20 protein-coding genes and 1 pseudogene are annotated in these 22,556 nt (G+C 72.2%); 12 read left to right on the top strand and 9 right to left on the bottom strand.

Features of this window, described 5'->3' with window-relative positions; translation table 11 throughout:
• The 3 genes and pseudogenes from DW296_RS16370 to DW296_RS01445 form a co-directional block, all read left to right on the top strand.
• Nucleotides 1-244 (top strand): annotated as a pseudogene (locus DW296_RS16370) (ATPase); the annotation flags it as partial.
• The gene (gene murQ, locus DW296_RS01450) at nucleotides 234-1,166 is read left to right on the top strand and encodes an N-acetylmuramic acid 6-phosphate etherase (protein WP_136050782.1); all 933 of its coding nucleotides are present in this window, start codon (nucleotides 234-236) and stop codon (nucleotides 1,164-1,166) included. The pseudogene DW296_RS16370 and the gene murQ, both read left to right, overlap by 11 nt.
• A gap of 104 nt (nucleotides 1,167-1,270) precedes the next feature.
• Nucleotides 1,271-1,933: an SDR family oxidoreductase gene (locus DW296_RS01445; RefSeq protein ID WP_136050781.1), complete on the top strand. Its 663-nt coding sequence runs from the start codon at nucleotides 1,271-1,273 to the stop codon at nucleotides 1,931-1,933.
• 27 nt (nucleotides 1,934-1,960) lie between these two features.
• On the opposite strand, the gene DW296_RS01440 is transcribed toward DW296_RS01445, so the two are convergent.
• Nucleotides 1,961-3,949, bottom strand: coding sequence for a primary-amine oxidase (locus DW296_RS01440; RefSeq protein WP_136050780.1), 1,989 nt, complete (start codon nucleotides 3,947-3,949; stop codon nucleotides 1,961-1,963).
• Between the two features lie 103 nt (nucleotides 3,950-4,052).
• Complete coding sequence (locus tag DW296_RS01435; RefSeq protein ID WP_136050779.1) at nucleotides 4,053-4,637, bottom strand: TetR/AcrR family transcriptional regulator; 585 nt, start codon at nucleotides 4,635-4,637, stop codon at nucleotides 4,053-4,055.
• Nucleotides 4,638-4,702: 65 nt separating this feature from the next.
• Here DW296_RS01435 and DW296_RS01430 point away from each other — a divergent pair, with 65 nt between their 5' ends.
• On the top strand, nucleotides 4,703-5,233 hold the full coding sequence (locus DW296_RS01430) for a hypothetical protein (protein ID WP_136050778.1): 531 nt from the start codon (nucleotides 4,703-4,705) through the stop codon (nucleotides 5,231-5,233).
• A gap of 22 nt (nucleotides 5,234-5,255) precedes the next feature.
• Here the strand turns inward: DW296_RS01430 and DW296_RS01425 are convergent, their stop codons facing one another.
• The 6 genes from DW296_RS01425 to DW296_RS01400 all read right to left on the bottom strand — a co-directional run bounded on the left by DW296_RS01425 (nucleotide 5,256) and on the right by DW296_RS01400 (nucleotide 11,334).
• Entirely contained in the window at nucleotides 5,256-6,467 is a 1,212-nt protein-coding gene (locus DW296_RS01425) for a multidrug effflux MFS transporter (protein WP_240742949.1), read from the bottom strand.
• The gene (locus DW296_RS01420; RefSeq protein WP_136050777.1) at nucleotides 6,464-7,447 is read right to left on the bottom strand and encodes an alpha/beta hydrolase; all 984 of its coding nucleotides are present in this window, start codon (nucleotides 7,445-7,447) and stop codon (nucleotides 6,464-6,466) included. The genes DW296_RS01425 and DW296_RS01420 overlap by 4 nt, the downstream gene beginning before the upstream one ends.
• Nucleotides 7,444-8,415, bottom strand: coding sequence for an alpha/beta hydrolase (locus tag DW296_RS01415; RefSeq protein WP_136050776.1), 972 nt, complete (start codon nucleotides 8,413-8,415; stop codon nucleotides 7,444-7,446). Before DW296_RS01415 ends, DW296_RS01420 begins: the two co-directional genes overlap by 4 nt.
• A 23-nt stretch (nucleotides 8,416-8,438) precedes the next feature.
• Entirely contained in the window at nucleotides 8,439-9,398 is a 960-nt protein-coding gene (locus DW296_RS01410) for an aldo/keto reductase (protein ID WP_136050775.1), read from the bottom strand.
• Nucleotides 9,399-9,406: 8 nt separating this feature from the next.
• On the bottom strand, nucleotides 9,407-10,507 hold the full coding sequence (locus DW296_RS01405) for a zinc-binding dehydrogenase (RefSeq protein ID WP_136050774.1): 1,101 nt from the start codon (nucleotides 10,505-10,507) through the stop codon (nucleotides 9,407-9,409).
• A 92-nt stretch (nucleotides 10,508-10,599) separates the two neighbouring features.
• Entirely contained in the window at nucleotides 10,600-11,334 is a 735-nt protein-coding gene (locus tag DW296_RS01400; RefSeq protein WP_136050773.1) for an SDR family NAD(P)-dependent oxidoreductase, read from the bottom strand.
• Between the two features lie 100 nt (nucleotides 11,335-11,434).
• Here DW296_RS01400 and DW296_RS01395 point away from each other — a divergent pair, with 100 nt between their 5' ends.
• The 8 genes from DW296_RS01395 to DW296_RS01360 all read left to right on the top strand — a co-directional run bounded on the left by DW296_RS01395 (nucleotide 11,435) and on the right by DW296_RS01360 (nucleotide 20,977).
• Complete coding sequence (locus tag DW296_RS01395) at nucleotides 11,435-12,397, top strand: aldo/keto reductase (protein ID WP_136050772.1); 963 nt, start codon at nucleotides 11,435-11,437, stop codon at nucleotides 12,395-12,397.
• Between the two features lie 989 nt (nucleotides 12,398-13,386).
• The gene (locus DW296_RS01390; protein WP_240742948.1) at nucleotides 13,387-14,916 is read left to right on the top strand and encodes an ABC transporter substrate-binding protein; all 1,530 of its coding nucleotides are present in this window, start codon (nucleotides 13,387-13,389) and stop codon (nucleotides 14,914-14,916) included.
• A 73-nt stretch (nucleotides 14,917-14,989) separates the two neighbouring features.
• Nucleotides 14,990-15,931, top strand: a complete 942-nt coding sequence (locus DW296_RS01385; protein ID WP_136050771.1) for an ABC transporter permease — start codon at nucleotides 14,990-14,992, stop codon at nucleotides 15,929-15,931.
• Nucleotides 15,928-17,724, top strand: coding sequence for a dipeptide/oligopeptide/nickel ABC transporter permease/ATP-binding protein (locus DW296_RS01380; RefSeq protein ID WP_136050770.1), 1,797 nt, complete (start codon nucleotides 15,928-15,930; stop codon nucleotides 17,722-17,724). The genes DW296_RS01385 and DW296_RS01380 overlap by 4 nt, the downstream gene beginning before the upstream one ends.
• Nucleotides 17,721-18,569 carry an ATP-binding cassette domain-containing protein gene (locus DW296_RS01375; RefSeq protein WP_136050769.1) on the top strand — a complete coding sequence of 283 codons (849 nt, stop codon included), beginning with the start codon at nucleotides 17,721-17,723 and terminating at the stop codon, nucleotides 18,567-18,569. The genes DW296_RS01380 and DW296_RS01375 overlap by 4 nt, the downstream gene beginning before the upstream one ends.
• A 47-nt stretch (nucleotides 18,570-18,616) precedes the next feature.
• Nucleotides 18,617-19,204, top strand: coding sequence for a TetR/AcrR family transcriptional regulator (locus tag DW296_RS01370; RefSeq protein ID WP_025103887.1), 588 nt, complete (start codon nucleotides 18,617-18,619; stop codon nucleotides 19,202-19,204).
• 34 nt (nucleotides 19,205-19,238) lie between these two features.
• A complete protein-coding gene (locus tag DW296_RS01365; protein ID WP_136050768.1) occupies nucleotides 19,239-19,913 on the top strand; it encodes an alpha/beta fold hydrolase in 675 nt (224 codons plus the stop codon).
• 74 nt (nucleotides 19,914-19,987) lie between these two features.
• Entirely contained in the window at nucleotides 19,988-20,977 is a 990-nt protein-coding gene (locus tag DW296_RS01360; protein WP_136050767.1) for a methyltransferase family protein, read from the top strand.
• A gap of 87 nt (nucleotides 20,978-21,064) precedes the next feature.
• Here the strand turns inward: DW296_RS01360 and DW296_RS01355 are convergent, their stop codons facing one another.
• Nucleotides 21,065-22,405, bottom strand: a complete 1,341-nt coding sequence (locus DW296_RS01355) for an amidohydrolase (protein ID WP_136050766.1) — start codon at nucleotides 22,403-22,405, stop codon at nucleotides 21,065-21,067.
• Between the last annotated feature and the right edge of the window lie 151 nt (nucleotides 22,406-22,556).

The raw sequence follows: 22,556 nt of genomic DNA, 5'->3' as shown, positions 1-22,556 counted from the left end.
GATCGTCGACGAGGCCGTCCGGCTCCTCGCGGCGACGACCGCTGCGGCCGCCGGGGCGACCGAGGACGTCGCGCTGCACGGCGGCCTCACCGACCACGACGGCTTCCGCGCCGCCCTGACCCGTGCCCTGGAGGCGAGCGGCCACCGCGTCGTCCCCGCGCGAGGCGGCGCCATGGACGGGGCCCTGCTGCTGACCCGTCGCCTCGATCTCCCCCATGAAAGGTTCGTGCACCGTGCCGAATGACTCCCGTCTGACCACCCTCCTCGCCGAGCTCGCGGGCCTGGACACCGAGGCCTCCACCACCGAGCGCGGCGACCTCGACCTGCTGAGCACGACCGAGCTCGTCGAGCGCATGAACGCCGAGGACCGGCGCGTGCCCGAGGCCGTGGCCGGTCGCACGGCGGAGATCGCGGCGGCGGTGGACGGCATCACGGAGCGGTTCCGGCGCGGCGGTCGCCTCATCTACATCGGCGCGGGCACGGCCGGACGCATCGGGGTGCTGGACGCGAGCGAGTGCCCGCCCACCTTCGGCACCGACCCGTCGATGGTCGTGGGGCTCATCGCGGGCGGGGAGACGGCCATCCGCTCGGCGGTGGAGAACGCGGAGGACGACGACGAGGCCGCGGCCCTCGCTCTGCGCGACCTGGACCTCACCGACCTGGACACGGTGGTGGGGATCTCGGCATCCGGCCGCACGCCCTATGTCATCGGCGGGCTGAGGTACGCCCGCGGCCTCGGCGCGCTCACGGTGGCGATCGCCTCGAACGCGGGGTCGGCGATCGGCGCGGAGGCCGAGATCGCGATCGAGGTCGTCACGGGGCCGGAGTTCATCTCGGGCTCCACGCGGCTGAAGTCCGGCACGGCGCAGAAGCTCGTCGTGAACATGCTGACGACGCTCTCGATGATCAAGCTCGGCAAGACGTACCGCGGGGTCATGGTCGACCTGCTGGCGACGAACGAGAAGCTGCACGCCCGCTCGATCCGCACGGTGTCGCAGCTCGCGGGCGTCGACGTCGACGCCGCGTCCGCCGCGCTGGAGGCCGCGGACGGTTCCGTCAAGCTCGCTCTGCTCCTGCTCGCGACCGGAGCGTCCGCCGAGACCGCCGCGGCCGCACTCGCGGACGCCGACGGCATCCTCCGCGACGCGATCGCCGCCCTCGCCTGAGTCGGGCGTCGCTCTCCCCGGGGTGGGGGATGCGGAAGCCTTCGGACGGGAGCCATCGGGGCACCTTTTCGCACCCGCGACGGGCTGCCCGCTAGCGTGAGGGCATGCCCCTCGCTCTCGTCACCGGCGCCGCGCGCGCCAACAGCATCGCCGCCGGCATCGTCCCGCGGCTCCGTGCCGACGGCTGGACCGTCGTCACCAGCGACCTCGACGATGCCGATCACCCCGCCGACCTCTCCACCGCGGACGGGCCGGAGCGTCTGATCGCCGAGGTCGCGGAAGCGCACGGCCCGATCTCCGCGCTCGTCCTCAGCCACGCGCACGACGTCGAGTCCGGAATCCTCGACACCACGGCGGAGAGCTTCGACCGGCACGTCGCCGTGAACGCGCGGGCGAGCCTGCTCCTCATCGCGGCCTTCGCCCGGCAGGCCGAGGGCGGCGGTGCCATCGTGGCGCTCACGAGCGATCATGTCACCGGGAACCTGCCGTACGGGGCGTCCAAGGGCGCGCTCGACCGGCTGGTCATCTCCGCCGCACGCGAGCTCGGTCCGCGCGGCATCTCCGCCAACGTCCTGAACCCCGGCCCCATCGACACCGGATGGATGGACGACGAGACGCGCGCCGGCCTCGCTGGGATGACACCGCTCGGGCGCCTCGGCACTCCGGGCGACATCGCCGCCGTCGTCTCGTTCCTCGTCTCGGACGAGGGGCGCTGGATCTCCGGGCAGCTCCTCCAGGCCGACGGGGCCTTCTCCGCCCGCTACTGATCGCCAGGCGGAGCGGCCCCGGGGTGCTCAGTGGCCGCAGGCGCAGGAGTCGCCGCCGCAGCAGGAGGCCGTCGCCGCCGCGCCGCCGTGCGCCTGGGAGGACTCCGGCACGTCCATGGCCGGGTTCTGGTCGAGGAAGCCGTAGGGCTTGAACCAGAATCCCGCGTAGTCCACGGGCATGATCGGCCAGTCCTCCGGGCGGGGGAAGTGCGTGAGCCCGAAGGTGTGCCACAGCACCATGTCCTCGCCGTCGATCCGGCGGTCGTCGGCGGTGTACTCCGGGAGGCCGGCGCCGCCCTGGTGCGCGTTGGGGTAGCGCCCGGCCGGCCAGATCTGGCCGTGCTCGTACCGGGTCGCCCAGAGGTGCTTGGTGGCGAAGGCCGCACGGGCCGCGACGGAGGACGCGGGGTCGGCCATCAGGAGCGCGGTCGGCTCCGGCACCAGGTGATAGGCGGTCGGGCGACCGACGTGGTTCGTCCGCGAGGCGCTCTGCACCTCCCACACCCGGGCGGCGGAGGTGTCGGCCTCGCGCTGGGCGGCGTGCTCGGTCTCCAGCACCGTCTCCGACCAGGTGAACGCGTTGCCGAACGGGTTGTCCGGCCCCATCGGCACCCGCTGCGCGTCGACCTCCACGAGGCGGTTGTCCTGGCCGTCGATGGCCACGTCGAGGCGCGCGCAGAACAGGTGCTGGTGGACCGGGGCGAAGACGCCGGGGGCGAGTTCGGTGGCGTGCTTCTGGCGGACGCCCGGCTCTCCGGCACCGGCGAACACGATGCCCGTGGCCTTGGCGACGACCTCGATCGAGCCGTCCAGACCGAAGTTCCAGTAGAAGCCGTAGTCGTAGTTGCCGATGGTGGAGAAGTACGAGACGACGAAGCGCCGCGAGCGCCGCACGTCGGAGCGCCCGGAGAGGTCGGTGTGCTTCCAGAGGATGCCGTAGTCCTCCTCGTGCATGCAGATCACGTTGGGGATGCGCACCGGGTGGCCGTGGTCGTCGGCGACGTAGCCGTCGAGGTACCGGATCACGCCGAGGCAGTCGCAGCCGAGTTCCAGGTGGTTGGCGTTCTTGCCGAGGAGATACTCGCCCGCGTCGAAGTAGCTGATCCAGAAGCGCCCGGGGGCGGTGTCGCCGTAGGGCACGACCATCTCCGGCACGCTCGCCCGGTGCAGAACGGAGCGCCCCTGGAACGACACGTCGTGCAGCACGAGGCCTTCGCGGGCGTTGAAGCCCACGCGCATCGACCAGCCCTCCCACTCGACGAGCGATCCGGAGACGCCGAAGCTCGGCCCCTCCGGCTGGGTGATCTCGATGGGCTTCAGCGTCGTCCGTGCCGCGCCCTGCACCTCCGGGTAGTAGTTGCCGTGTCCGGCCGGGACCGGCACGTCGCCCTCGTCCTCGACGCGGATCACGCTGTCCGTGGTGAGGTCGATGTGCACGATCAGCCCCTCGACGGGGTGCGCCCACGGCGAGTCCTGCTCGTCGTACCGGAGGAAGGTGAGGGACCGGATCACGCGGCGGCCCACCTCGTCGGCCCGACCCGTGTAACCCGGGGCCAGGGGGGAGCAGAAGGCGAGGGCCATGTGGTCCGCCAGGCCGCGGCGGCGCATGGCGGCCTGCCACTCGGGCGATGCCTTGGCGATGGCCTCGGCCCGCTCGTACTCCTCGAAGAGGTACTGCGGCTGGCCGTAGGGCGGGGCGTCGTTGGGCACCCGCTCCTTGCGAACGACCTCGCCGCGGGTGATCGAGACGATCACCTCGGTCGCGACGCCGGTGGCCGTGTCGAGCAGCGTCACATCGACCCGGCGGTCGATGGGGGAGCCGGGGCGCCAGGCCGCGAGCTCCTCCTTCGTGGCTTCGTCGGGGAGCAGCATCGGCACGCGGGTGGTCGCCGTCAGCAGACCGGCGGCGTCGAGCACCGCGCGGGCGGCGGCGATCTCGGCGCCGGTGAGCGGATCGAGCGGATGCGGAGCGGCGATGGGCTCGAGGGAGACGGGTTGGGGGGAGTGCGGGGACATCGTTGACCTCACTATTTTCGAGCGAACGCTCAAGAAACGGGTTGGCACGATGATACGACGGCATGCATGGGTGCACAACCGCGGCGTGTGGGCGACGTCGAGGTCAGCGTCGCCAGGGGGCGAGGATACTGTCGAGGACCGCGAAGTGCGCCGCCGGCGTCTGCGGCTCGGTGACCTCGACGACCTGCTGGCCGTAGGTGATCGAGCGCAGGAGCGCGAGGAGGTCGCCGGTGGGGGTGTCGGGGCGCAGCTCGCCGTCGGTCGTCGCCTCGTCCAGGGCCTCCCGGATGCTGTCCTGCCACGTCGCGAGGGTCGGCGCTCCGGCGTCAGGAGTCGGGGCGAGGGTGGCCAGGCGCCCCCAGAAGCCGACGACCACATGTGCCTCGGTGCGGGTGCGCTCGTCGACGGGGAGCACCTCGCCCATCAGGGCCCGCAGGCGGGCGAGGCCGCGGAGCCCGTCCGTCGCGGCGGCGATGCGCTCGTCGGTGCGGCGGGTGACCTCGGCCGCCGCGGCGCGGACGACGTCGTCGAAGCCGTCGAAATAGTGCCATAGGGAGCCGGTCGCGACGCCGAGCTCCTTCGCGACCGCCCGCGAGGACACGCTCTCATGACCGTCCCTGGCGGCGACGATGAGCAGCGCGTCGGCGATCTGACGGCGACGCTCATCATGGTCGACGATGCGGGGCACGTGCTCATTGTGTCGCATCGCGACGGGTCTCGCTTTTTTGAGCGATCGATCAATATACTTCGGCTGTGGACTTTCTGCTCCCGGCAGCATCGTGGCTGATGGCGGCGGCGGCGCTCGTGTCGGCCGGCGCGTGCCTCGCCGCGCGGCGCGCTGTGCCGTGGCAGGGGCGACAGGCCGCGGTGGTGATGGCGGCGGGGATGCTGCTGATGGCGACCGGTGGCACGGGAGCGCTGGGTGCGCTGCTGCTCGGTGCCCTGACGCTCGTGTCCGGGATGATCGGCACGATGGGCGTCCGCGGGGCGGCATCGGCGGCCAGCTGCTGCCACCGCGCACTCGGTGCGCTCGTGATGGCGGTCTACGCCTTCCACGGTGCCGCCGGATCGGGCGGTCAGGGCGTGGCGTCGGCGGGACACGCGGGACACAGCCTCGGTGGTGCGCTCGGTGCGCTCATCGTGCTCGGCACCCTCGCCGTCGTCGGGTGGACGCTCGCCGCGGCCTTGCGTCCGACGGGGCATCGGGGGCGCACCGCCCGGCTGCTCGCGGTGGAGTCCTGGGCGATGGCGGTCGGGGTCGTCGCGATGAGCATCGCGGGCTGACCGTGCGGTGCGACGCCCGACCTCACTCCCGCGCGGCGGGGCGGACGAAGGCCCAGGCGGCGATCGCCGCGACGGCGGCGGCGAGGGTCATGGTGACTGCCATCGTGACCGCGTTCGTACCCCCGATCCCGGCGGCGACCGGGGCGAGCACGGGGCCGAACAGGAACGACGACATGCCGAGCAGGGCGGACGCCGTCCCCGCCCTGGCGCCGTGATGCGCGAGGGCGAGTGTCTGGCCGTTCGGGCCGCCGAGGCCCGCGCACAGCATGAACCCGACGAGTGCCGTCACCACGCCCGCCACCCCCGTCCCGCTGAGTGCCAGGACGAGGAAGGTCGCGGTCGCGACGAGCGTCGCCGTGACCCCGCCGAGGTAGACGCGGAGGGGGCCGAAGCGGCGCACGACCAGGCGGCTCGACTGACTGCCGACGATGCTCGCGAGGGCGCCGGCGGCGAAGGCGAGGCTGAAGCTCTGCGGGCTGAGGCCGAACTCGTCCTGCAGGACGAACGACGACATCGAGAGGTAGGTGAAGAACGCCACGCCCGCACCGGCGGAGGCGCACAGCACCGCGGCGAAGAGCCGGTCGCCCAGCACGGCGCCGGCATGGGAACGCAGCACGCCGAGGCCTCCGCCGTGGCGCGCCTCCGGTCGCAGCGTCTCCGGCAGGAGGAAGACGACCACGAGCAGCAGGATGACGCCGATCCCGGCCAGCACCCCGAAGATGCCGCGCCAGTCCATGATGCGGGCGAGCTGACCGCCCACCACCGGCGCGATGATCGGCGCGGTGCCCGAGACGAGGAACAGCAGCGAGAGCATGCGGGAGAGCTCGACCCCCTCGAACTGGTCGCGGGCGATCGCCAGGCAGATCACGATGCCCGCCGACCCCGCCAGCCCCTGCAGGAAGCGGGCGACGAGCAGCACCTCGATGGTCGGGGCGACGGCGCACACCGCGGAGAGCACCGCGAACGCCGCGACCCCGACCAGCAGTGGCAGCCGCCTGCCCAGCCGGTCGCTGAGGGGACCGGCCACGAGCTGCCCCAGGCCGAGGCCGATCATGCACGCCGACATCGTCACCTGCGCCAGGGCCTCGGTCGTGCCGAGCGACGCCGCGAGCTGGGGAAGCTGCGGGAGGTAGAGGTCCATCGACAGCGGACCGAAGGCTTCCAGCATGCCGAGCACCAGCATCGCCCGCAGCGTGCCCATCCGCGCGGGCTCACCGCGCGCCGGGAGACTCATCCGCCCAGGCGCAGCACGCGGCGCAGCCAGCTCTCCCGCGCGGCCACCGCGGCCAGGGAGACCTCGGCATCGGGGGAGAACCCGGAGAAGCCGTGGTAGCCGCCCGCCCAGACATGCAGTTCGGCCTGCCCGCCCGTGGCCCAGATCCGCGACGCGTAGGCGACGGCCTCATCGCGGAAGGTCTCCGCGGCGCCCACCTCGATGAACGCCGGAGCGAGTCCCGACAGATCCGTGGCCCGGGCCGGTGCCGTGTACGGCGACACGCGATCGGTGAACCGGTCGACTCCGGCGATCGCGTCCCACGCGGTGTCGTTGTTGTTCCGGTCCCAGGCGCCGAAGCCGTCGTACTGGCGACTCGACGGGGTCTCGTTGCGGTCGTCGAGCATCGGGCAGCCGAGGAGCTGCCCGGCCAGCCGGGGCCCGCCGCGGTCGCGGGAGAGCAGCGCGACCGCCGCCGAGAGCCCGCCGCCGGCGCTCTGCCCGGAGGCGATGATGCGGGAGGTGTCGATGCCGAGCTCGTCGGCGTGGGCGACCATCCACTCCAGGGCCGCGTAGCAGTCCTCCGCCTGCGCCGGTCCGGGGTGCTCGGGGGCGAGGCGGTACTCGACCGCGACGCCGACGACGCCGTGCCGCTCGGCGAGGTCGATGAGCTCGGCGGTGCCGAAGAAGCGCGTGCCGAGCACCATGCCGCCGCCGTGGATCGACAGCACCGCCGGTGCCGGGTCCGTGGGCGCCTGCGCCGGGCGCACGACGGTGATCTCGAGGTCCGGAGCCCCGACGGGGCCGGGGATGACCCGGTCCTCCCAGGTCACGGCGCGACCCTCCGCCTGCACGGCCATCGGCGGGATGATCGTGGCGAAGTGGTCGCGGTTGGCGTGGATCGTGTCCGCGCGCAGCGGGATGACCTCGACGAGGTCGACGAAGGCGTCGAGCCCGGCGACGAGATCCGGGTCGTAGGGCACCGGCTCCGGCGTGCTCATGCGGCGGCCCGCCAGATCCGTCGCAGCCAGGAGGCGCGCGCGGCGAGGGCGGCACGGGTGATCTCGGCCTCCGGCATGTACATGTCGAAGCCGTGGGCGCCGCCGCCCCACACGTGCAGTTCGGCCTGTCCGCCGGTCTCCCAGATGCGGAGGGCGTACGCGGTGTCCTCGTCGCGGAACATCTCCGCCTCGCCGACCTCGATGTAGGCGGGCGGGAGGCCGGAGACGTCCGTCGCGCGGCTCGGCGCGGCGTAGGCCGGGGCCTCGGTGCTGAACGCGAGCTCCTCGCCGAGGACGCACGACCAGGCGAGGAGGTTCATGTCGCGCTGCCAGGTGCCGATGCCGTCGTACTGCCGACTGGCGACCGTGGTGTTGGTGTTGTCGATCATGGGGCACAGCAGCAGTTGTCCGGCCATGACGGGGCCCCGCCGATCGCGCGCCAGCAGGGCCACGGCCGCGGTGAGACCGCCGCCCGCGCTTCCTCCGCCCACGATGATGCGCGCGGGGTCGATCCCGAACTCCGCGGCGTGGGCGTGCGTCCATATGAAGGCCGCGTAGCAGTCCTCCACGCCCGCGGGGTACGGGTCCTCCGGCGCGAGGCGGTACTCGACGTTCACGGCCACGACGCCGTGCTCCGCGACGATGTCGACGACTCGCGCCGTCTCCCACGAGCGGTGACCGACGATCATGCCGCCGCCGTGGATGTTCACGAAGCCAGGGAGCGTCGAGGTCTCAGACCCCGCGGGGCGGAAGATCGTGACCTCGATGTCCGGGGCTCCGGGCGGGCCGGGGATGACGCGGTCCTCCCAGGTGATGTCCCGGCCGGCGATCACGGTGTCGTTGTCCGGGAACATCCGGTCGACGCCGTCGCGCGGCAGCGTCTCACGGGTGAGGGCGGGCTGCGGGTTCTTCGCGATCTCGTCGAGCACGGCCTGCACGTCGGGATCGAAGGGGACAGGAATGGTCATGGTTCTCCTCGGGTGGGACGGCGTCAGGGGCCTTCGGGGTCGACGACCCCGCGGTCGGCCCAGAAGGGCTCGACGAGACGGCGCAGCTCGGCGGCGCCGATGCGGTCGACGAGGGCGGCCGCATCGAGGTTCGCCCGCAGCTGCGCGACGCGGGAGGCGCCGAACAGGGTCGTCGTCAGGGCGGGGTGGGTGAGGGTGAAGGCGATGCCGAGCTGGGCCGGGGTCACGCCGAGGTCCTCCGCGACCGCGGTGAACGCAGGGACGTCGGCGATGATCCGTTCGCGGATGCCGCCCGGGTCGCGCCCGATCTGCCGGTCGCCGTTCACCGTCCCGGCGAGGATCCCGCCCTCCAGGCAGTCCGAGGCCTGGAGCGTGAGGCCCTGCTCCCACAGGCGCGCGAACGGCTCGCCGTCCGGGATCGCCCGCCGCGAGACGCTGTACTTGAGCTGCGCGATCTGCGGGCCGGGCACGCCTTCCGCGGCGGCGAGGTCGATCAGGGCCTGGATGCTCCCCGCCGACCAGTTGTTCACGCCCCACGCGCGGATGAGGCCGGCGTCGGTGAGGGCGGCGAGGTCGAGCACGAGGTCGCGCAGCTCGAGGTCGTCGCGGCGCAGGTCGCCGAGGATCACGAGATCGGCGTGCTCGGTGCCCACCCGCATCAGGGCGTTCTCGAGCTGCGGGCGGAAGCCGTCGGCGCCGAAGGCCTCCAGCCAGAGCTTCGACGACAGCAGCCACTCCTCTCGGCGCAGCTCCGCCGCACGCACCATCGCCGAGAAGATCACGTCGGTGAAGACGGGCGGGGCGCCGGGTGCGGAGTACACGCCCACATCGAAGAGGTTCACGCCACGGTCGGTGGCCTCGCGCAGGAGTGCGACCGCGTCGGCGAAGTCCATGCGGTCGTAGGTGTGCCACGAGCCCAGCGAGAACAGGGAGGCATGCAGGCCGCTGCGGCCGATCTCGCGAAGGGGGAGGGGAGTGGTCATGATGCTCCTCAGAGGCTCGGGTCGATGACGGCCTTGACCTCATCGAGGTGGTGCATGTGGGCGATCTTCGCGGAGGCGTCGGCGAGTCCGACCGGGGCGCTGAACAGGTCGTCCCACGGGAAGCGGTCGGCGAAGGCCGTGAAGAAGTCGATCGCGCGGGCGTAGTCGGAGATGTCGCCGTTGAGCGAGCCGACCACCGTGAGCTCCTTGCCCATGATCGTGCTGAGGGCGAAGCCGTCTCCGGCGGGGCCGGTCGAGCCGACGATCGCGACGGTGCCGCGCTGGGCGGCCATGCCGACCGCGTCCGGCCCGACGCTCGGGGCGCCCGCGAAGTCGAACACGTGGTCCGCCCCCTGGTCTCCGGTCAGCGCCAGGACCTGGTCGACGACGGGTCCGTCGCGGAAGTCCACGACGGCGTCGGCGCCGAAGCGGGCGGCGAGCTCCAGACGGGCCGCGGGAGCGCCGACGGTGATGACCTGCCCGGCACCCGCGATCTTCGCGACTGCCGTGGCGAAGATGCCGAGGGCGCCGGAGCCCTGCACCACCACGCGGGAGCCGGGGCGGATGCGGCCGGCCCGCTCGAACGCGCGGAGGACGGTCTTCGCGGCGCAGCCCGCCATGGAGGCCCAGGTGTCCTTCACCGCCGCCGGGAGCAGGAGCTTGGCGGCACCCGGGGTCACGTACGCGTACTCGGAGAGCCCGGCCGTCGCGAACGGCGGCACGTCGGCGCGCTGGAGGAAGCCGTAGCCGCGGCGGGAGCAGGCGACCGGTTCCCGCAGCACGACGCACCCGTGGCACTCGCCGCAGGTGGACTCCGACCAGCCGATCCGGTCGCCAGGGGAGAGCGGGCGGCCGAGCGCGTCGCGGGTGTCGGGTCCGGTGGCCACGATCTCACCGACCATCTCGTGGCCGAGGACCATGGGCAGCATGCCGGGGAACGACATCTTCCCCTCCCAGATCTCGATGTCCGTGCCGCACAGCGTGGTGCAGGCGATGCGGACGAGGGCGGCGCCGGGTTCGATCTCGGCGGGCAGCGGGAGGTCCTGCAGCGTGAGCGGCTCGCCGTGCGCGGTGAGCACCGCGGCGCGGGTGGTGGTGGGGAGGGTCATGGTTCTCCAGTCGCGGGGCGGGTGGCGGGATCGAAGACGGTCCTCCGCGGTGCTCGGAAGGGGCGGAATCGATCCCCACGGAGGGGGCGGGATCAGACGAGGAGCTGGCCGCCGTCGACGGGGACCGAGACCCCGGTGATGTGGCTGGCGGCCTCGCTCGCGAGGAACAGCACGAGCGGGGTGACCTGGTCGACCTCGGCGATGGTGCCGAGCGGGATGCGCGACTCCCACGCGGCGCGGGCATCGGGGTCCGAGGCGAATCCGGCGGTCAGGGGCGTGAGCACGGGGCCGGGGGCGACGGCGTTGACCCGCACCCCGGAGCCGGCGAGCTCGATGGCCGCCGTCCGGGTGAGCGCGTCGACCGCGGCCTTCGTGGCCTCGTAGTGCCCGAGGCCGGGAGTGGGCTGCCGGGCGCCGATCGAGGAGATGTTGACGATGGCCCCGTGGCCGGCCGTGGCGAGCAGCCCGCCGAAGACCCGCAGCATGAGGAACGTGCCGCGGACGTTGACCCGCAGGGCCGCATCGACCGCGTCGACCGCGACCTCCTGGAGCGTTCCCCCGCCGGCGACGACGCCGGCGTTGTTGACGAGGACGTCGAGTCCGCCGGCCTCGCGGAGCCGTTCGGCCGCCGCCAGCACCGACGCTTCGTCGCCGATGTCGAGGGGGAGGGCGGTGGCGCCGATCTCGGCGGCGACGGCTGCCGCGGCGCCTTCGTCCACGTCGCCGATGAACACATCATCCCCGGCGGCGCGGAAGGCGGTGGCGATGCCGCGGCCGAGCCCGGAGGCTCCTCCGGTGACGAGGATACGGCGCGGGGAAGCGGTCATGGTTGTCCTCACTGACGGGTGTTCTGACGGGATGAGTCCGTTATATTCTACAAACATAGAAAAACACAACCCCGTGCCCCGAGACGGCGAAGGAGCCCTCATGCCCGATGCGACATACCCCCGCAAGCCGCTGTCTCCGGGAGGCGCGACGGTGCCGCCGCTCGCCCTCGGATCGTGGAACACCTGGGATCGCATGGAGTTCGACGACGCCGTGCAGCTCATCCACCGGGCGGTCGAGCTCGACGCCGGATTCTTCGACATCGCGTACTACAACATGGGACCGCACGCCGAGAACTCCCGGACCGACATCCTCTTCGGGGAGGCCTTTCGCGCGAGCGGGGTGGACCGTGCCGACGTCGTGCTGTGCGGAAAGCTCTGGCTCTGGGACTGGCCGAACCAGGGCTTCCGTGGGCAGATCGAGGAGTCGCTCGAGCGGGCCGGCCTCGACCGCTTCGACACCCTCGTGGTGGGGGACTACCTCGACGCCCCGGACATGCCGCGACTCGTCGCCGACGTGAACGCTCTCCTCGCGGACGGCCTGGTCGACTCGTGGGGGATCAACAACTGGCGGATCGCGGACACCAGGGCGGCGCTCGCCGAGGCGGACGCGCAGGGGCTGATCGGCCCCACGTTCGCGCAGCTCAAGTACGGCATCGCCCGACGGGCCATGGCGGAGGGTGGCGCGTACGGCCCGCTGTTCGCCGACGGAACCCTCGCGCTGCAGGCCTCGGACGTGTTCGAGGGCGGAATCCTCGCCACGGGACGGATGCCTCAGCGCAAGATCGGTGCCGATGTCGGGGGTATCCGCGAGCGGATCCTCGCCGTGTACCCCGAGGTCGCGCGGGTCGCGGGGGAGTTCGGCGTGACCCCGGCCGCCCTCGGCATCTCCTTCTGTCTGGCGAACCCCGCGACGGCCACCGTGCTCTTCGGTGCCTCCCGCGTCGCGCAGCTCGAGGAGAACCACGCCGCCCTCGCCCTCGCCCGCGACCACGGAGCCGAGGTCCGCGCCGCCCTCGCCGGCTGCCGCGTCGACCATGCCGTCCGCCCCGACGGCACCTGGTGACCCCCGTACCTCCCCCCGTACCTCCCGCGCGCCCCGCCCGCGGCCCCGGCCGCCGGTGTCCGGGATCACTTCCGTACCTCCCGCGCGCCCCGCAGGCCCGTTTTTGATCCCGCACTCGCTCGCCCCGCGTCCCACTCTGCCCCCGCGTCCCACTCCGCGTGCGGGATCAGTTCCGCACCTCGCGCACGCTCCACGGGCACGTTCCTGATCCCGCACGGCGTGACGTTCCACGCGCCAGTTCGAAACGCGCCGAGTAGGCAGGGTGTGCGGCCGATTTTGATCCCGCTTCTCGTGGTGACCGTGTGTCCGTCGCCGGGCGCGCCGCTCGTGCGCGACCGGACCGCTCTCCGGAGCCCCGGATCAGAAGTGCTCCTCGTGTTCGCAGCAGATCGGAACTGCTCCTCGCCTCCGCGCCAGATCGGAAGTGCTCCTTGCCTCCGTGCTGGATCGGAAGTGCCCCGCGCACGCGCCGGACCAGAAGTGATCCTGCGGCCCGGGTGGGCGGTGCGTTCTTGATCCCGGGAACGGGTGCGGTGACCCTCGGGAGCGGCGGCGTGGCCCGTTCGCGCCGTCGCTCACCCCGGTGCGGGATGAAAAGGGTGCCGAAAAGGCGTCGCCGAGGGGCGTTTCTGATCCGGCTGGAGGGGTGGGCGCAGTGGCGGGATCAGAAATGGGCCGCGCGGGGAGGGCAGGGGCGTTATTGATCCCGGTTCCCGCACCGGCACCCGCGGGGACGCGGGCGGGCGGGGGCCCGACGCGGGGGCGGGACGCGGGGACGGGGCACGGACGGGGAGGGATGTGCGCGGGGGAGCAAGGCGGGTGCGCGCTGAGGCATCGGTCCGCGCGGCCGAGGCTGGAAACACGCTTGCGCTCTTTTTCCACGCATGTAGACTAACCAGCACGACACATCGAAGTGGCGTCGGTCCCGGTCTCCGGTCAGCGGCTCTTCGAACCTTCTTCACCACCCCCTGCACCCGAGAGAAGGAACCATGAAACGAATGCCCCTCGCGGTCGCCGCCGCCGTCGCCGCGACCCTCGCGCTCGCCGGCTGCAGCGGCGGCGGAACGCCCTCGCCGTCCGAGGGCGGCGGCGCCGAAGGCCCCGACGCCCTCAACATCGGCAACTTCCTCGATGTCACGTCCTGGGATCCGTCCCTCGCCGACATCGGCTTCGACGGCCCCTACCTGTCCGCGGTGTACGACGCCCTGATCGCCCTCGACGCCGACGGCACCCCGATCCCGTCGCTCGCGACGAAGTGGACCGTGGCCGATGACGACCTCAGCATCGACCTCGACATCCGCACCGACGCCGTGTTCAGCGACGGCACCCCGGTCGACGCCGACGCCGTCGTCGCGAGCCTCGAGTACCTCAAGGCCGGCGCCCGGTCCGGTGAGGCCTACGTCAACGCGAAGGGCTTCGAGAAGGTCGACGACGACACCGTCCGCATCGCCCTCACGCAGCGCGACGACACGATCCTCTACCTGATGGGCCTCGGCCGCAGCTACGTCATGCCCCCGGCCTCCATCGAGGCAGGCACGCTCGGCAGCGACCCAGTCGGCTCCGGCCCCTATGTGCTCGACAGCGACACCAGCGTCGCGGGCGCCGAATACCACTTCACCAAGACCGAGGACCACTGGGACGCGGAGACGTACCCGTTCGCCGAACTCGCGATCTACCCGATCACCGACGCGACCGCCCGGCACAACGCGATGCTCAGCGGACAGATCAATGTGCAGTACGGCGACGTGGCCAACCTCGACCAGGCAGAGCAGCAGGGCTGGAACACCGCCCAGCGCGTCTCCGGGTGGGCAGGCCTCGTCATCACCGACCACACCGGCGCGAAGAGCGAGCCCCTCGGCAAGCTCGAGGTCCGCCAGGCGCTGAACTACGCGTTCGACGGTGCGGCCGTCCTCGCGGCGGTCGGCAGCGGTGCGGGCGTGGCCACCAACCAGGTCTTCCCGGACGGCGGCGACATCAACGACCCCGCGCTCAACGATGCCTACGCGTTCGACATGGACAAGGCGAAGGAGCTTCTGGCCGACGCCGGCTACCCGGACGGCTTCGACATCTCGATGCCGATGTCCCCGATCTTCGAGATGTGGAAGCCGTCGGCCGAGCAGGCCCTCAACGAGCTCGGCATCACCGTCACCTGGGACAACATGCAGATGCCGGACTACCAGCTCAACGCACCGAACTACCCGATGTTCATCTCCTTCCTCGCGATGGACGGCAACGACGTGGCCACCGTCTCCCGGCAGCTGACGAGCGTGCAGTGGTTCAACCCGGAGCCCGACTACGCGAAGAACGAGGTCATCGCCCCGCTCGTCGAGAAGGTGCAGACGGAGCGCGGCGACGCGCAGACCGCCGCCATCAAGGAGCTCAACGAGGCCCTCGTCGACCAGGCCTGGTGGTCGGTCTGGTACCAGGCGAACAACATCTACTACACGGCGCCCGGCATCCAGCTGCAGCCCGTCGTGGGGATGATGTTCCCGACGCTGCGGTACATCACACAGGGCTGAACGCCCGCCGGGGCGGTCGCCACGCGGCCGCTCCGGCACCCCTTCCCCTCCTCCTCACCCTCGAGAGGCCCCCATGCTCCTCTTCACGGCGAAGCGGGTGCTGTCCGGCATCCTCCTGCTCGTCGCGGTCTCGATCGGCACGTTCTTCCTCGCCCACGTCGCGATCAGCGATCCGACCGCCTCGCTCCTCGGGACCACGGCGAGTCCTGCGCAGCAGGAGGCGCTGGCGGCGAAGATCGGTCTCGACCGCCCCCTGATCGTGCAGTTCTGGGACTGGTTCTCGCACGCCGTGCTGCTCGACTTCGGCGTCTCGTGGCGCAACTTCCAGCCGGTCGGCGCGCAGCTCGCGGTCAAGGTCCCCGTCACGCTCTCCGTCGTGACCCTCGCGACCCTCATCACCGCGGTCATCGGCGTCGCGTTCGGCATGATCACCGGACTCCGCCCCGGCACCTGGTTCGACCGGATCATCAAGGGGATCTCCGTCGTCCTCTTCGCGCTCCCCGGGTTCTGGGTGAGCCTGGTCCTGGTGATGTGGCTGGCCGTGCAGCTCCAGTGGTTCCCCGCCGTCGGCTACGTCCCGCCGACCCAGTCCGTCGAAGGGTGGCTGCGCTCGATCACGCTCCCGGCGATCTCCCTCGCCCTGGGCGGCATCGTCGCCGTGTCGGAACAGCTGCGCAATGCCGTGATCGCCCAGAGCCGCCAGGACTGGGTGCGCACCCTCCGCAGCCGTGGCCTGTCCGCCGCCCGGGTGAACCTGCACATCCTCCGCAACGCCTCGCCCGCCGCGCTCACGGTGATCGCCCTGATGTTCGTGGGGCTGCTCTCCGGCGCCATCGTGGTGGAGCAGATCTTCAGCCTCCCCGGTCTGGGGCAGCTCACGAACCAGTCGTCGCAGAACGGCGACATCCCCATGCTGCTCGGGATCACGGTGATCTCCATCGTCTTCGTCGTCCTCATCAACCTCCTGCTCGACCTCGTGCTCGGCTGGATCAACCCGAAGGTGCGCGTCGCATGACCACGACAGACATCCGCGTCGCCTTCGACCGGGCCGCCCAGAAGCGCCGATCGAGCCTGTTCCGACGCTTCCTCCGTCACCCCGGCGGCTCCATCCCGCTCGCGATCTTCGTGCTCATCGTGCTCGTCGGGGTGTTCGCGCCGCTGCTGGCGCCGATGGACCCGAACCTCGTCGACCTCGCTGCCGCCAAGGCCCCGCCCTCGCCGGAGCACCTCCTCGGCGGCGACTCCACCGGGCGCGACATCCTCAGCCGCCTCATCTACGGGACGAGGACGACGCTGTGGGGCGCTCTCATCACGATCGTCACGGCGCTCGTCATCGGGGTCCCGTCGGGTGTCGCGGCCGGGTACTTCGGCGGCGTCTTCGACCGGGCCGCGACCTGGATCAGCGACGCCCTCCAGTCGATCCCCGGGATGATCATCCTGCTCGTGGTCGCCGCCGGCAGCCGCAACAACTTCGAGCTGCTGATGGTCACCGTCGGCGTCTTCATGGTGCCGGGCTACTTCCGCATCGCGCGGTCGCAGACGCTCGCCGTCCGCGGCGAGGCGTACATCGACGCCGCCCGCGTGTCGGGGCTGTCGGACGCGCGCATCATCTTCCGCCACGTCATCACGGCCGTCTACCCGCCGGTCATCATCCAGACCGCGCTCACGGCGGGCATCGCGATGGGCATGCAGGCGGGGCTCCAGTTCCTCGGCATCGGCGACTCGAACGTGCCGAGCTGGGGCGCGATGATGCTCGAGGGCTTCCGGCTCATGCTCACCTACCCCCTCATGCTGCTGTGGCCCTCCGCCGCGCTCGGTCTCACGATCGCCGTCCTCGCGATCATGGGTTCCACGCTCGCCGAGCTCGTGCAGGTGCGCACGCCGCGGGCGGCCCGACGGCGGCGGCGCGGCGTGCTCGAGACCGCGGACGAGGTCGCCGCGGCTCCCGCCACGGGCAGCGTCCGCCACGAGGCCCCGGCATCGGCCCTCCGCGTCGAGAACCTGCACGTCGTCCACGCGACGCCGACGGGGGAGACCGAGGTCGTGCACGGCGTGACGCTCGACGTCGCGCCAGGGGAGGTCGTCGGGATCGTCGGCGAGTCCGGGTCGGGCAAGTCGCAGACCGTGTTCTCGGTGCTCGACCTGCTCCCCGCGACCGGCCGGGCGACCGCCGACGCGATCTGGGTCGGCGGCGCGGAGGTCACCCATGCGACGCCGAAGGAGCGCCAGGCACTGCTCGGACGCACCATCGGCTATGTGCCGCAGGAGCCGATGAGCAACCTCGACCCCTCCTACACGATCGGGCATCAGCTCATCGAGCCGCTGCGCCGGACGCACGGGCTCGCGAAGGCCGCCGCCCGGCAGCGCGCGCGGGAGGTGCTCCTGCGGGTCGGGCTGTCCGATCCCGATCGCGTGATGCGCAGCTACCCGCATCAGGTGTCCGGCGGCATGGCCCAGCGCGTGCTCATCGCCGGCGCGATCGCCGGTCGGCCGTCGCTCCTCGTCGCGGACGAGCCCACCACCGCCCTCGACGTCACCGTCCAGGCCGAGGTCCTCGAACTGCTGCGGGAGCTGCAGGCCGAGTACGGCATGGCGCTGCTCATCGTGACGCACAACTTCGGCGTCGTCGCGGACATCTGCGACCGCGTGATCGTCATGCGTGGCGGCGACATCGTGGAGTCGGGGGCCGTGGACGACCTCTTCGCCGCGCCCACCCAGGAGTACACGCGCGAGCTCATCGCCGCGTCGCTCGACGAAGCCGAGGGTCGTGCCGCGCTCGACGGCCGGCGGACGGAGGTCCCCGCATGAACACCGCTCCGGTGAACCCGCTGCTGCAGGTGGACGACCTCGTGGTCGAGTACGGCCGGGGTCGGCACGCCTTCCGCGCGCTGCACGGCGTCTCCCTCGACATCGCCCCCGGTGAATGCCTGGGCCTGGTCGGCGAGTCGGGCTCCGGCAAATCGACCCTCGGCAAGGCCATCCTCGGCCTCGCCCCGGTGACGGCGGGCCGCATCCGCTTCGACGGTCGCGATATCGGAGACCTCGGCCGCCGGGCCCGGCGGGCGCTCGCCGACGACGTGCAGGTCGTGTTCCAGGACCCGTACGGCTCCCTCAACCCGGCACTGACCATCGGCGATATCCTCGCCGAGCCGCTGCTGACGACGGGGATCGGGGCGAAGGCCGCCGAGAAGCGCGTGCGCGACATGCTCGACCGCGTGCGGCTGCCCTCCACGAGCATGGACCGGTATCCGAGCGAGTTCTCCGGCGGGCAGCGGCAGCGCATCGCGATCGCCCGCGCCCTGGTCCGCGGTCCGCGGCTGATCGTGTGCGACGAGCCGGTCAGCGCGCTCGATCTCACCACGCAGGCCACCATCCTCGACCTCTTCATCGAGCTGCAGCGTGACACCGGCGTGGCCTACCTGTTCGTGTCGCACGACCTCGGCGTCGTCCGGCGGGTCTGTCACCGGGTCGCCGTGATGTACCGAGGGGAGATCGTGGAGATCGGGGACGGGGAGCAGGTCACCCGTGCGCCACGCCACCCGTACGCCGAACGGCTGCGGCTGGCCTCGCCGGTCGCGGACCCGGCGTCCCAGCGGGAACGCCGGGCGCAGTGGCTCGCTCTGCGGGAGGTGCCCGATGCGGCGGTACGGTAGCTCCAGGCCGGTACACGCCACACCCCGGACTCGGCCGGAAGGACGCCATGCCGAAGATCATCGACCACGACCAGCGGCGACGGGACATCGTCGAGGTGGCCAAGAGCATCATCCTGAAGGGTGGGTTCGAGGCGGCGACCATGCGCAGCATCGCCGCGGAGGCGGGCTTCGCGAACGGTGCGCTGAAGCACTACTTCCCCGGGAAGGAGAGCATCGTCGCGGCGACGTTCGAGACGATCCTGCAGCAGATGTCCGAGGGCGTGGAGGCCGCGGGGCAGGAACCGGTGGCGGCGGACGACGCGCTGCGCGGCTTCCTGCAGGCCACCGTGCCGCGCGACCCGGAGCAGATCGCCGCGGGCCGGGTGCTCCTGGCGCTCTGGGAGTACGCGATGGCGAACGAGTCGCTGGCCGAGCTCTACCGCGGACACCTGGGCTCCTGGCGAGCCTCGCTCATCGCGCGCATGGAGGCGGCCCGCGACGAGGGGTCGATCCGCGACCAGGACTACGGCCCGCTGGCGGACGAGTACATCTCCGCGGCGGTCGGCGCGACGGTCATCAACCTCATGTACCCGGACGGCGACCGCATCGCCGACTACGAGAACTACATCGACCGGTTCCTCGCGCGGCTGCGCTGAGGGCGAGGGGCCGGTCCCGAGAGGACGGCCCGTCATGACCCTTCCCCCCGAACGACCCGTGGTGTTCCTGCACGGCCTCGCCTCGCGCGGCACCCAGGACTGGCCGGACAGCGAGTGGACGGCGGTGCTCGGCGACCGGCCGCGCCGGGTCCTCGATCTGCCGGCGCACGGCGACGCCCCCGGACTCGGAGTCGTGCCGACCTCCGCGGTGCTCGACGCGCTCGCCGAAGCGATCGGCCCGGACGAGGTCGACCTCGTCGGCTACTCGCTCGGTGCTCGGCTCGCATGGGACCTCGCCCGGCACCCCGGTGTCGCGGTGCGGCGTCTCGTGCTCGGCGGCCTCAGCGCGGGGGAGCCCTTCGCGCTCGTCGACCTCTCCGCCGCGCGGGCCGCGATCGCCGGCGGACCGGCTCCCGTCGATCCGCTGACCGGGATGGTCGTGCACATGGTGAGCCTGCCCGGCAACCGACCGGACGATCTGCTCGACCTCATCGAGGGGCTCGCGACCGAGCCGTTCGCCCCCGAGACCGGAGCGCCGGCGGTGCCGGTGCTGCTCCTGGGCGGCGAGGACGACCCGATGGCCGCGGGCATCGACGAGCTCGCCGCGCGGCTGCCGGACGTCCGCGTGCGGCGCGTCCCCGGCGATCATCTCGCGGCGCTGCACACCGCCGCGTTCCGCGACGCCGTGCGCGGGTTCCTCGCGGACTGACCCGCCGGTCCGACGCCCGGCGTCCTCCTGTCCTTTATTTCCCACGTTTGTAGACATACCGAAAGGCATCCGCCATGACCGACACCCCCACTCCTGACGCCGCCCGCATCCTCGACATCGCCACCGGCTACATGGCCGCGAAGCAGCTCTTCCAGGCCAGCCGTATCGGGCTGTTCGCCGCCGTCGCTGCGGGCGCGGACACCGCCACGGCGATCGCCGAGCGCTGCGGGGTGAGCGAGCGTATCGCCCGGCTGCTCGCCGACGCCCTCGCCGCGAAGGGTCTCCTCGTCCGGGCGGAGGGGCGCTACGCCCTGGCGCCCGACGCCTCCGCCTATCTCACGGGGGATGACGCGGTGATCGACCTCGCTCCGTTCCTCACGTTCCTCGACGAGATCAGCTACCCGCACTGGCTGCAGTTCGCGCACACGGTCGACACGACCGAGCCCGGCGACCTGCAGATGGACGACGCGCGGTGGGGCACGTTCATGGCCGGCGTCATGACGTACAACCGCCTGCACGCGCAGGAGTTCGGCCGGCTCGTCGACCTCGCCGGCGCGACGAAGGCCCTCGACTTCGGTGGTCTGTCCGCCGAGTTCGCCCTCGCCGTCATGGCACGCAACCCCGAGCTGCACACGACGTTCGTCTATGCCCCGGGATTCGAGGACGGTGTGGCCGAGGCGGTCGCAGCGGCGGGCGTCGCCGACCGGGCCGCCGTCGAGGTGGGGGACACGGCGACCGCGACCCCCGAGGGCGCCTACGACGCGGTGTTCGCCAACCACGTCATCCACCGCTTCTCCGCGGAGGAGAACGCGCAGATCTTCCGGCGGCTCCGTGGCGCGGCCGTCGAGGGGGCGACGCTGACGGTGCTCGACTTCTTCCTCGACGACGACGACGAGCAGCGCGCGCTGGACGCCCTGCACGCGGGGGAGTACCTCGTGATCGACGGCACGGTCGTGTACCCCGAGTCGCAGGTGCGCGGCTGGCTGACGGACGCGGGCTGGGCGGTGCGCGACACCGTCGCCCTGCCGGGGAGCCCGCGCGTGCTCCTGGCCACCGCGGTCTGACGACCGCGGTTCGAGACTGGTCCGAGGGGGATCAGAGGCGGGCGGCATGCGTGAACATGCCGCCCGCCGTTTTTCGTGCGTGAGTGGTCAGCCGCGCGCGAACACCGTGCGGCCGTCGACGATCGTGCGCTCGACCTGGAGGGCGGCGAACGGGCGCCCCGGGCTGCACGGATCCTCGTCGAGCACCGTGATGTCGGCGACCTTGCCGGGCTCGAGGGTGCCCTTCCAGCTCGCGGCGCCGTCCTGGATCGCGGCGTCGGCCGTCATGGTGCGCAGCAGTCGGCGCCGGGTCGCGGCGTCGTCCGCGCGGCCGTCGCCGGCGAGGAGGGCGAGGGACGCATCGAGGCTGGGGCGCCAGTCCGGCGTGGCGATCGGGGCGTCGCTGGTCACCGTGGTCAGCGCCCCGGAGGAGAGCATCTCGGGCAGCGGCCAGGCGGCGGCGACGCGGGCCTCGCCGAGCTGCACCGCCGCCCAGGAGTGCGTGTGCGCGGCGATGAGGGGCTGCACGGCGAAGCCGACGCCGAGGCGTTCCGCGCGCCGGATCTGCGCGGGGGTGGCGAGGTCCCCGTGCACGATGTGGTGGGGTGCCGGCGGCGGCGTCTGGCCGTGCCGTTCCAGTGCGGTCAGGAACTCCTCGATCGAGCGGTCGCCGGTGGCGTGCACCGCGATCTGGAGGCCGCGGCCGGCGGCCAGCGCGATCATCTGCTGGAAGGCGCTGAGCGGATCGGCGTCGCCGCGGGTGAGCAGGTGCCCGGTCGTCCCGTCGGGGTAGGGGTCCGACGTCCAGGCGGTGGCCATCGGCGGGATGCCGTCGGCGAAGATCTTCACGCCGGGGATCGCGAGCCAGCGGGGATCGGTCGACGGGGGCGGCACCGGGAGTCCGGCGGCGAAGTCGTCCAGGCGGCTCTCGCCGTCGATCGTCCCGAACAGGCGCAGCAGCGTGACGCGCGAGGTTTGCGTGCCCTCCCGGTGCAGCTCCACGTACGCGTCGAGCATGTCGGTGCCGAAGCAGCCGGTCTCACCGTGGTCCTCTCCGGGGCCGATGCCCGGCTCCGTGTAGCTCGTGACGCCGAGCTCCGCGAGGAGCGCCCAGGCCCGGCGCAGGGCCGCGCGTCGCTCGTCGGCCGTGGTCACGAGGCGACCGGTCGGCTGCTCCTCGGGCGGGGTGTCGGAGAAGAACAGGTGCGGCCAGCGCGCGCCGAGCCAGGCGGCGTGGAGGTGGGCGTCATTGAGGCCGGGGATCGCGGTGCGACCGTCGAGCTGCACCACTTCGCGGGCCGGGAGGGCTTCGGCAGCGGCGTCGGTGGCGACGATCACCCCGTCCCGGACGGCGATCGCGGTGGCGACGGAATCGGTGGCGTCGGCGGTGTGGATGCGGCCGCCGCGGACGAGGAGGTCGGCGTCGTCGCCGAGGAGTGCGCTGCTCATTATTCCACCAGTGTAGACGTAAAACTCTCGCGCACGGGAGGTCCCGACCCGGCCGATTCGGCGCGCGGTTCCGCGGCTTGTACCCTGGAGTCATCCCCCGAACACCCCGGCAACCTCGTGCGCGCCGGCGACCTCGGCGCGCGCTCACACA

The sequence above is a fragment of the Microbacterium sp. K36 genome, assembly GCF_004794355.1.
GTDB classification, from domain to species: domain Bacteria; phylum Actinomycetota; class Actinomycetes; order Actinomycetales; family Microbacteriaceae; genus Microbacterium; species Microbacterium paraoxydans_D.
This window is presented reverse-complemented; position numbering and strand designations above follow the sequence as displayed.

What these genes read in the sequence shown, in the direction of transcription:
- DW296_RS01370 (WP_025103887.1), top strand. Translation starts at nt 18,617, where the DNA reads ATGCCGAAGATCATCGACCACGACCAGCGGCGACGGGACATCGTCGAG.
- DW296_RS01410 (WP_136050775.1), bottom strand. Translation starts at nt 9,398, where the DNA reads ATGACCACTCCCCTCCCCCTTCGCGAGATCGGCCGCAGCGGCCTGCAT.
- DW296_RS01360 (WP_136050767.1), top strand. Translation starts at nt 19,988, where the DNA reads ATGACCGACACCCCCACTCCTGACGCCGCCCGCATCCTCGACATCGCC.
- DW296_RS01405 (WP_136050774.1), bottom strand. Translation starts at nt 10,507, where the DNA reads ATGACCCTCCCCACCACCACCCGCGCCGCGGTGCTCACCGCGCACGGC.
- DW296_RS01445 (WP_136050781.1), top strand. Translation starts at nt 1,271, where the DNA reads ATGCCCCTCGCTCTCGTCACCGGCGCCGCGCGCGCCAACAGCATCGCC.
- DW296_RS01425 (WP_240742949.1), bottom strand. Translation starts at nt 6,467, where the DNA reads ATGAGTCTCCCGGCGCGCGGTGAGCCCGCGCGGATGGGCACGCTGCGG.
- DW296_RS01420 (WP_136050777.1), bottom strand. Translation starts at nt 7,447, where the DNA reads ATGAGCACGCCGGAGCCGGTGCCCTACGACCCGGATCTCGTCGCCGGG.
- DW296_RS01440 (WP_136050780.1), bottom strand. Translation starts at nt 3,949, where the DNA reads ATGTCCCCGCACTCCCCCCAACCCGTCTCCCTCGAGCCCATCGCCGCT.
- DW296_RS01400 (WP_136050773.1), bottom strand. Translation starts at nt 11,334, where the DNA reads ATGACCGCTTCCCCGCGCCGTATCCTCGTCACCGGAGGAGCCTCCGGG.
- DW296_RS01395 (WP_136050772.1), top strand. Translation starts at nt 11,435, where the DNA reads ATGCCCGATGCGACATACCCCCGCAAGCCGCTGTCTCCGGGAGGCGCG.
- DW296_RS01380 (WP_136050770.1), top strand. Translation starts at nt 15,928, where the DNA reads ATGACCACGACAGACATCCGCGTCGCCTTCGACCGGGCCGCCCAGAAG.
- DW296_RS01415 (WP_136050776.1), bottom strand. Translation starts at nt 8,415, where the DNA reads ATGACCATTCCTGTCCCCTTCGATCCCGACGTGCAGGCCGTGCTCGAC.
- DW296_RS01355 (WP_136050766.1), bottom strand. Translation starts at nt 22,405, where the DNA reads ATGAGCAGCGCACTCCTCGGCGACGACGCCGACCTCCTCGTCCGCGGC.
- DW296_RS01375 (WP_136050769.1), top strand. Translation starts at nt 17,721, where the DNA reads ATGAACACCGCTCCGGTGAACCCGCTGCTGCAGGTGGACGACCTCGTG.
- DW296_RS01390 (WP_240742948.1), top strand. Translation starts at nt 13,387, where the DNA reads ATGAAACGAATGCCCCTCGCGGTCGCCGCCGCCGTCGCCGCGACCCTC.
- DW296_RS01385 (WP_136050771.1), top strand. Translation starts at nt 14,990, where the DNA reads ATGCTCCTCTTCACGGCGAAGCGGGTGCTGTCCGGCATCCTCCTGCTC.
- DW296_RS01365 (WP_136050768.1), top strand. Translation starts at nt 19,239, where the DNA reads ATGACCCTTCCCCCCGAACGACCCGTGGTGTTCCTGCACGGCCTCGCC.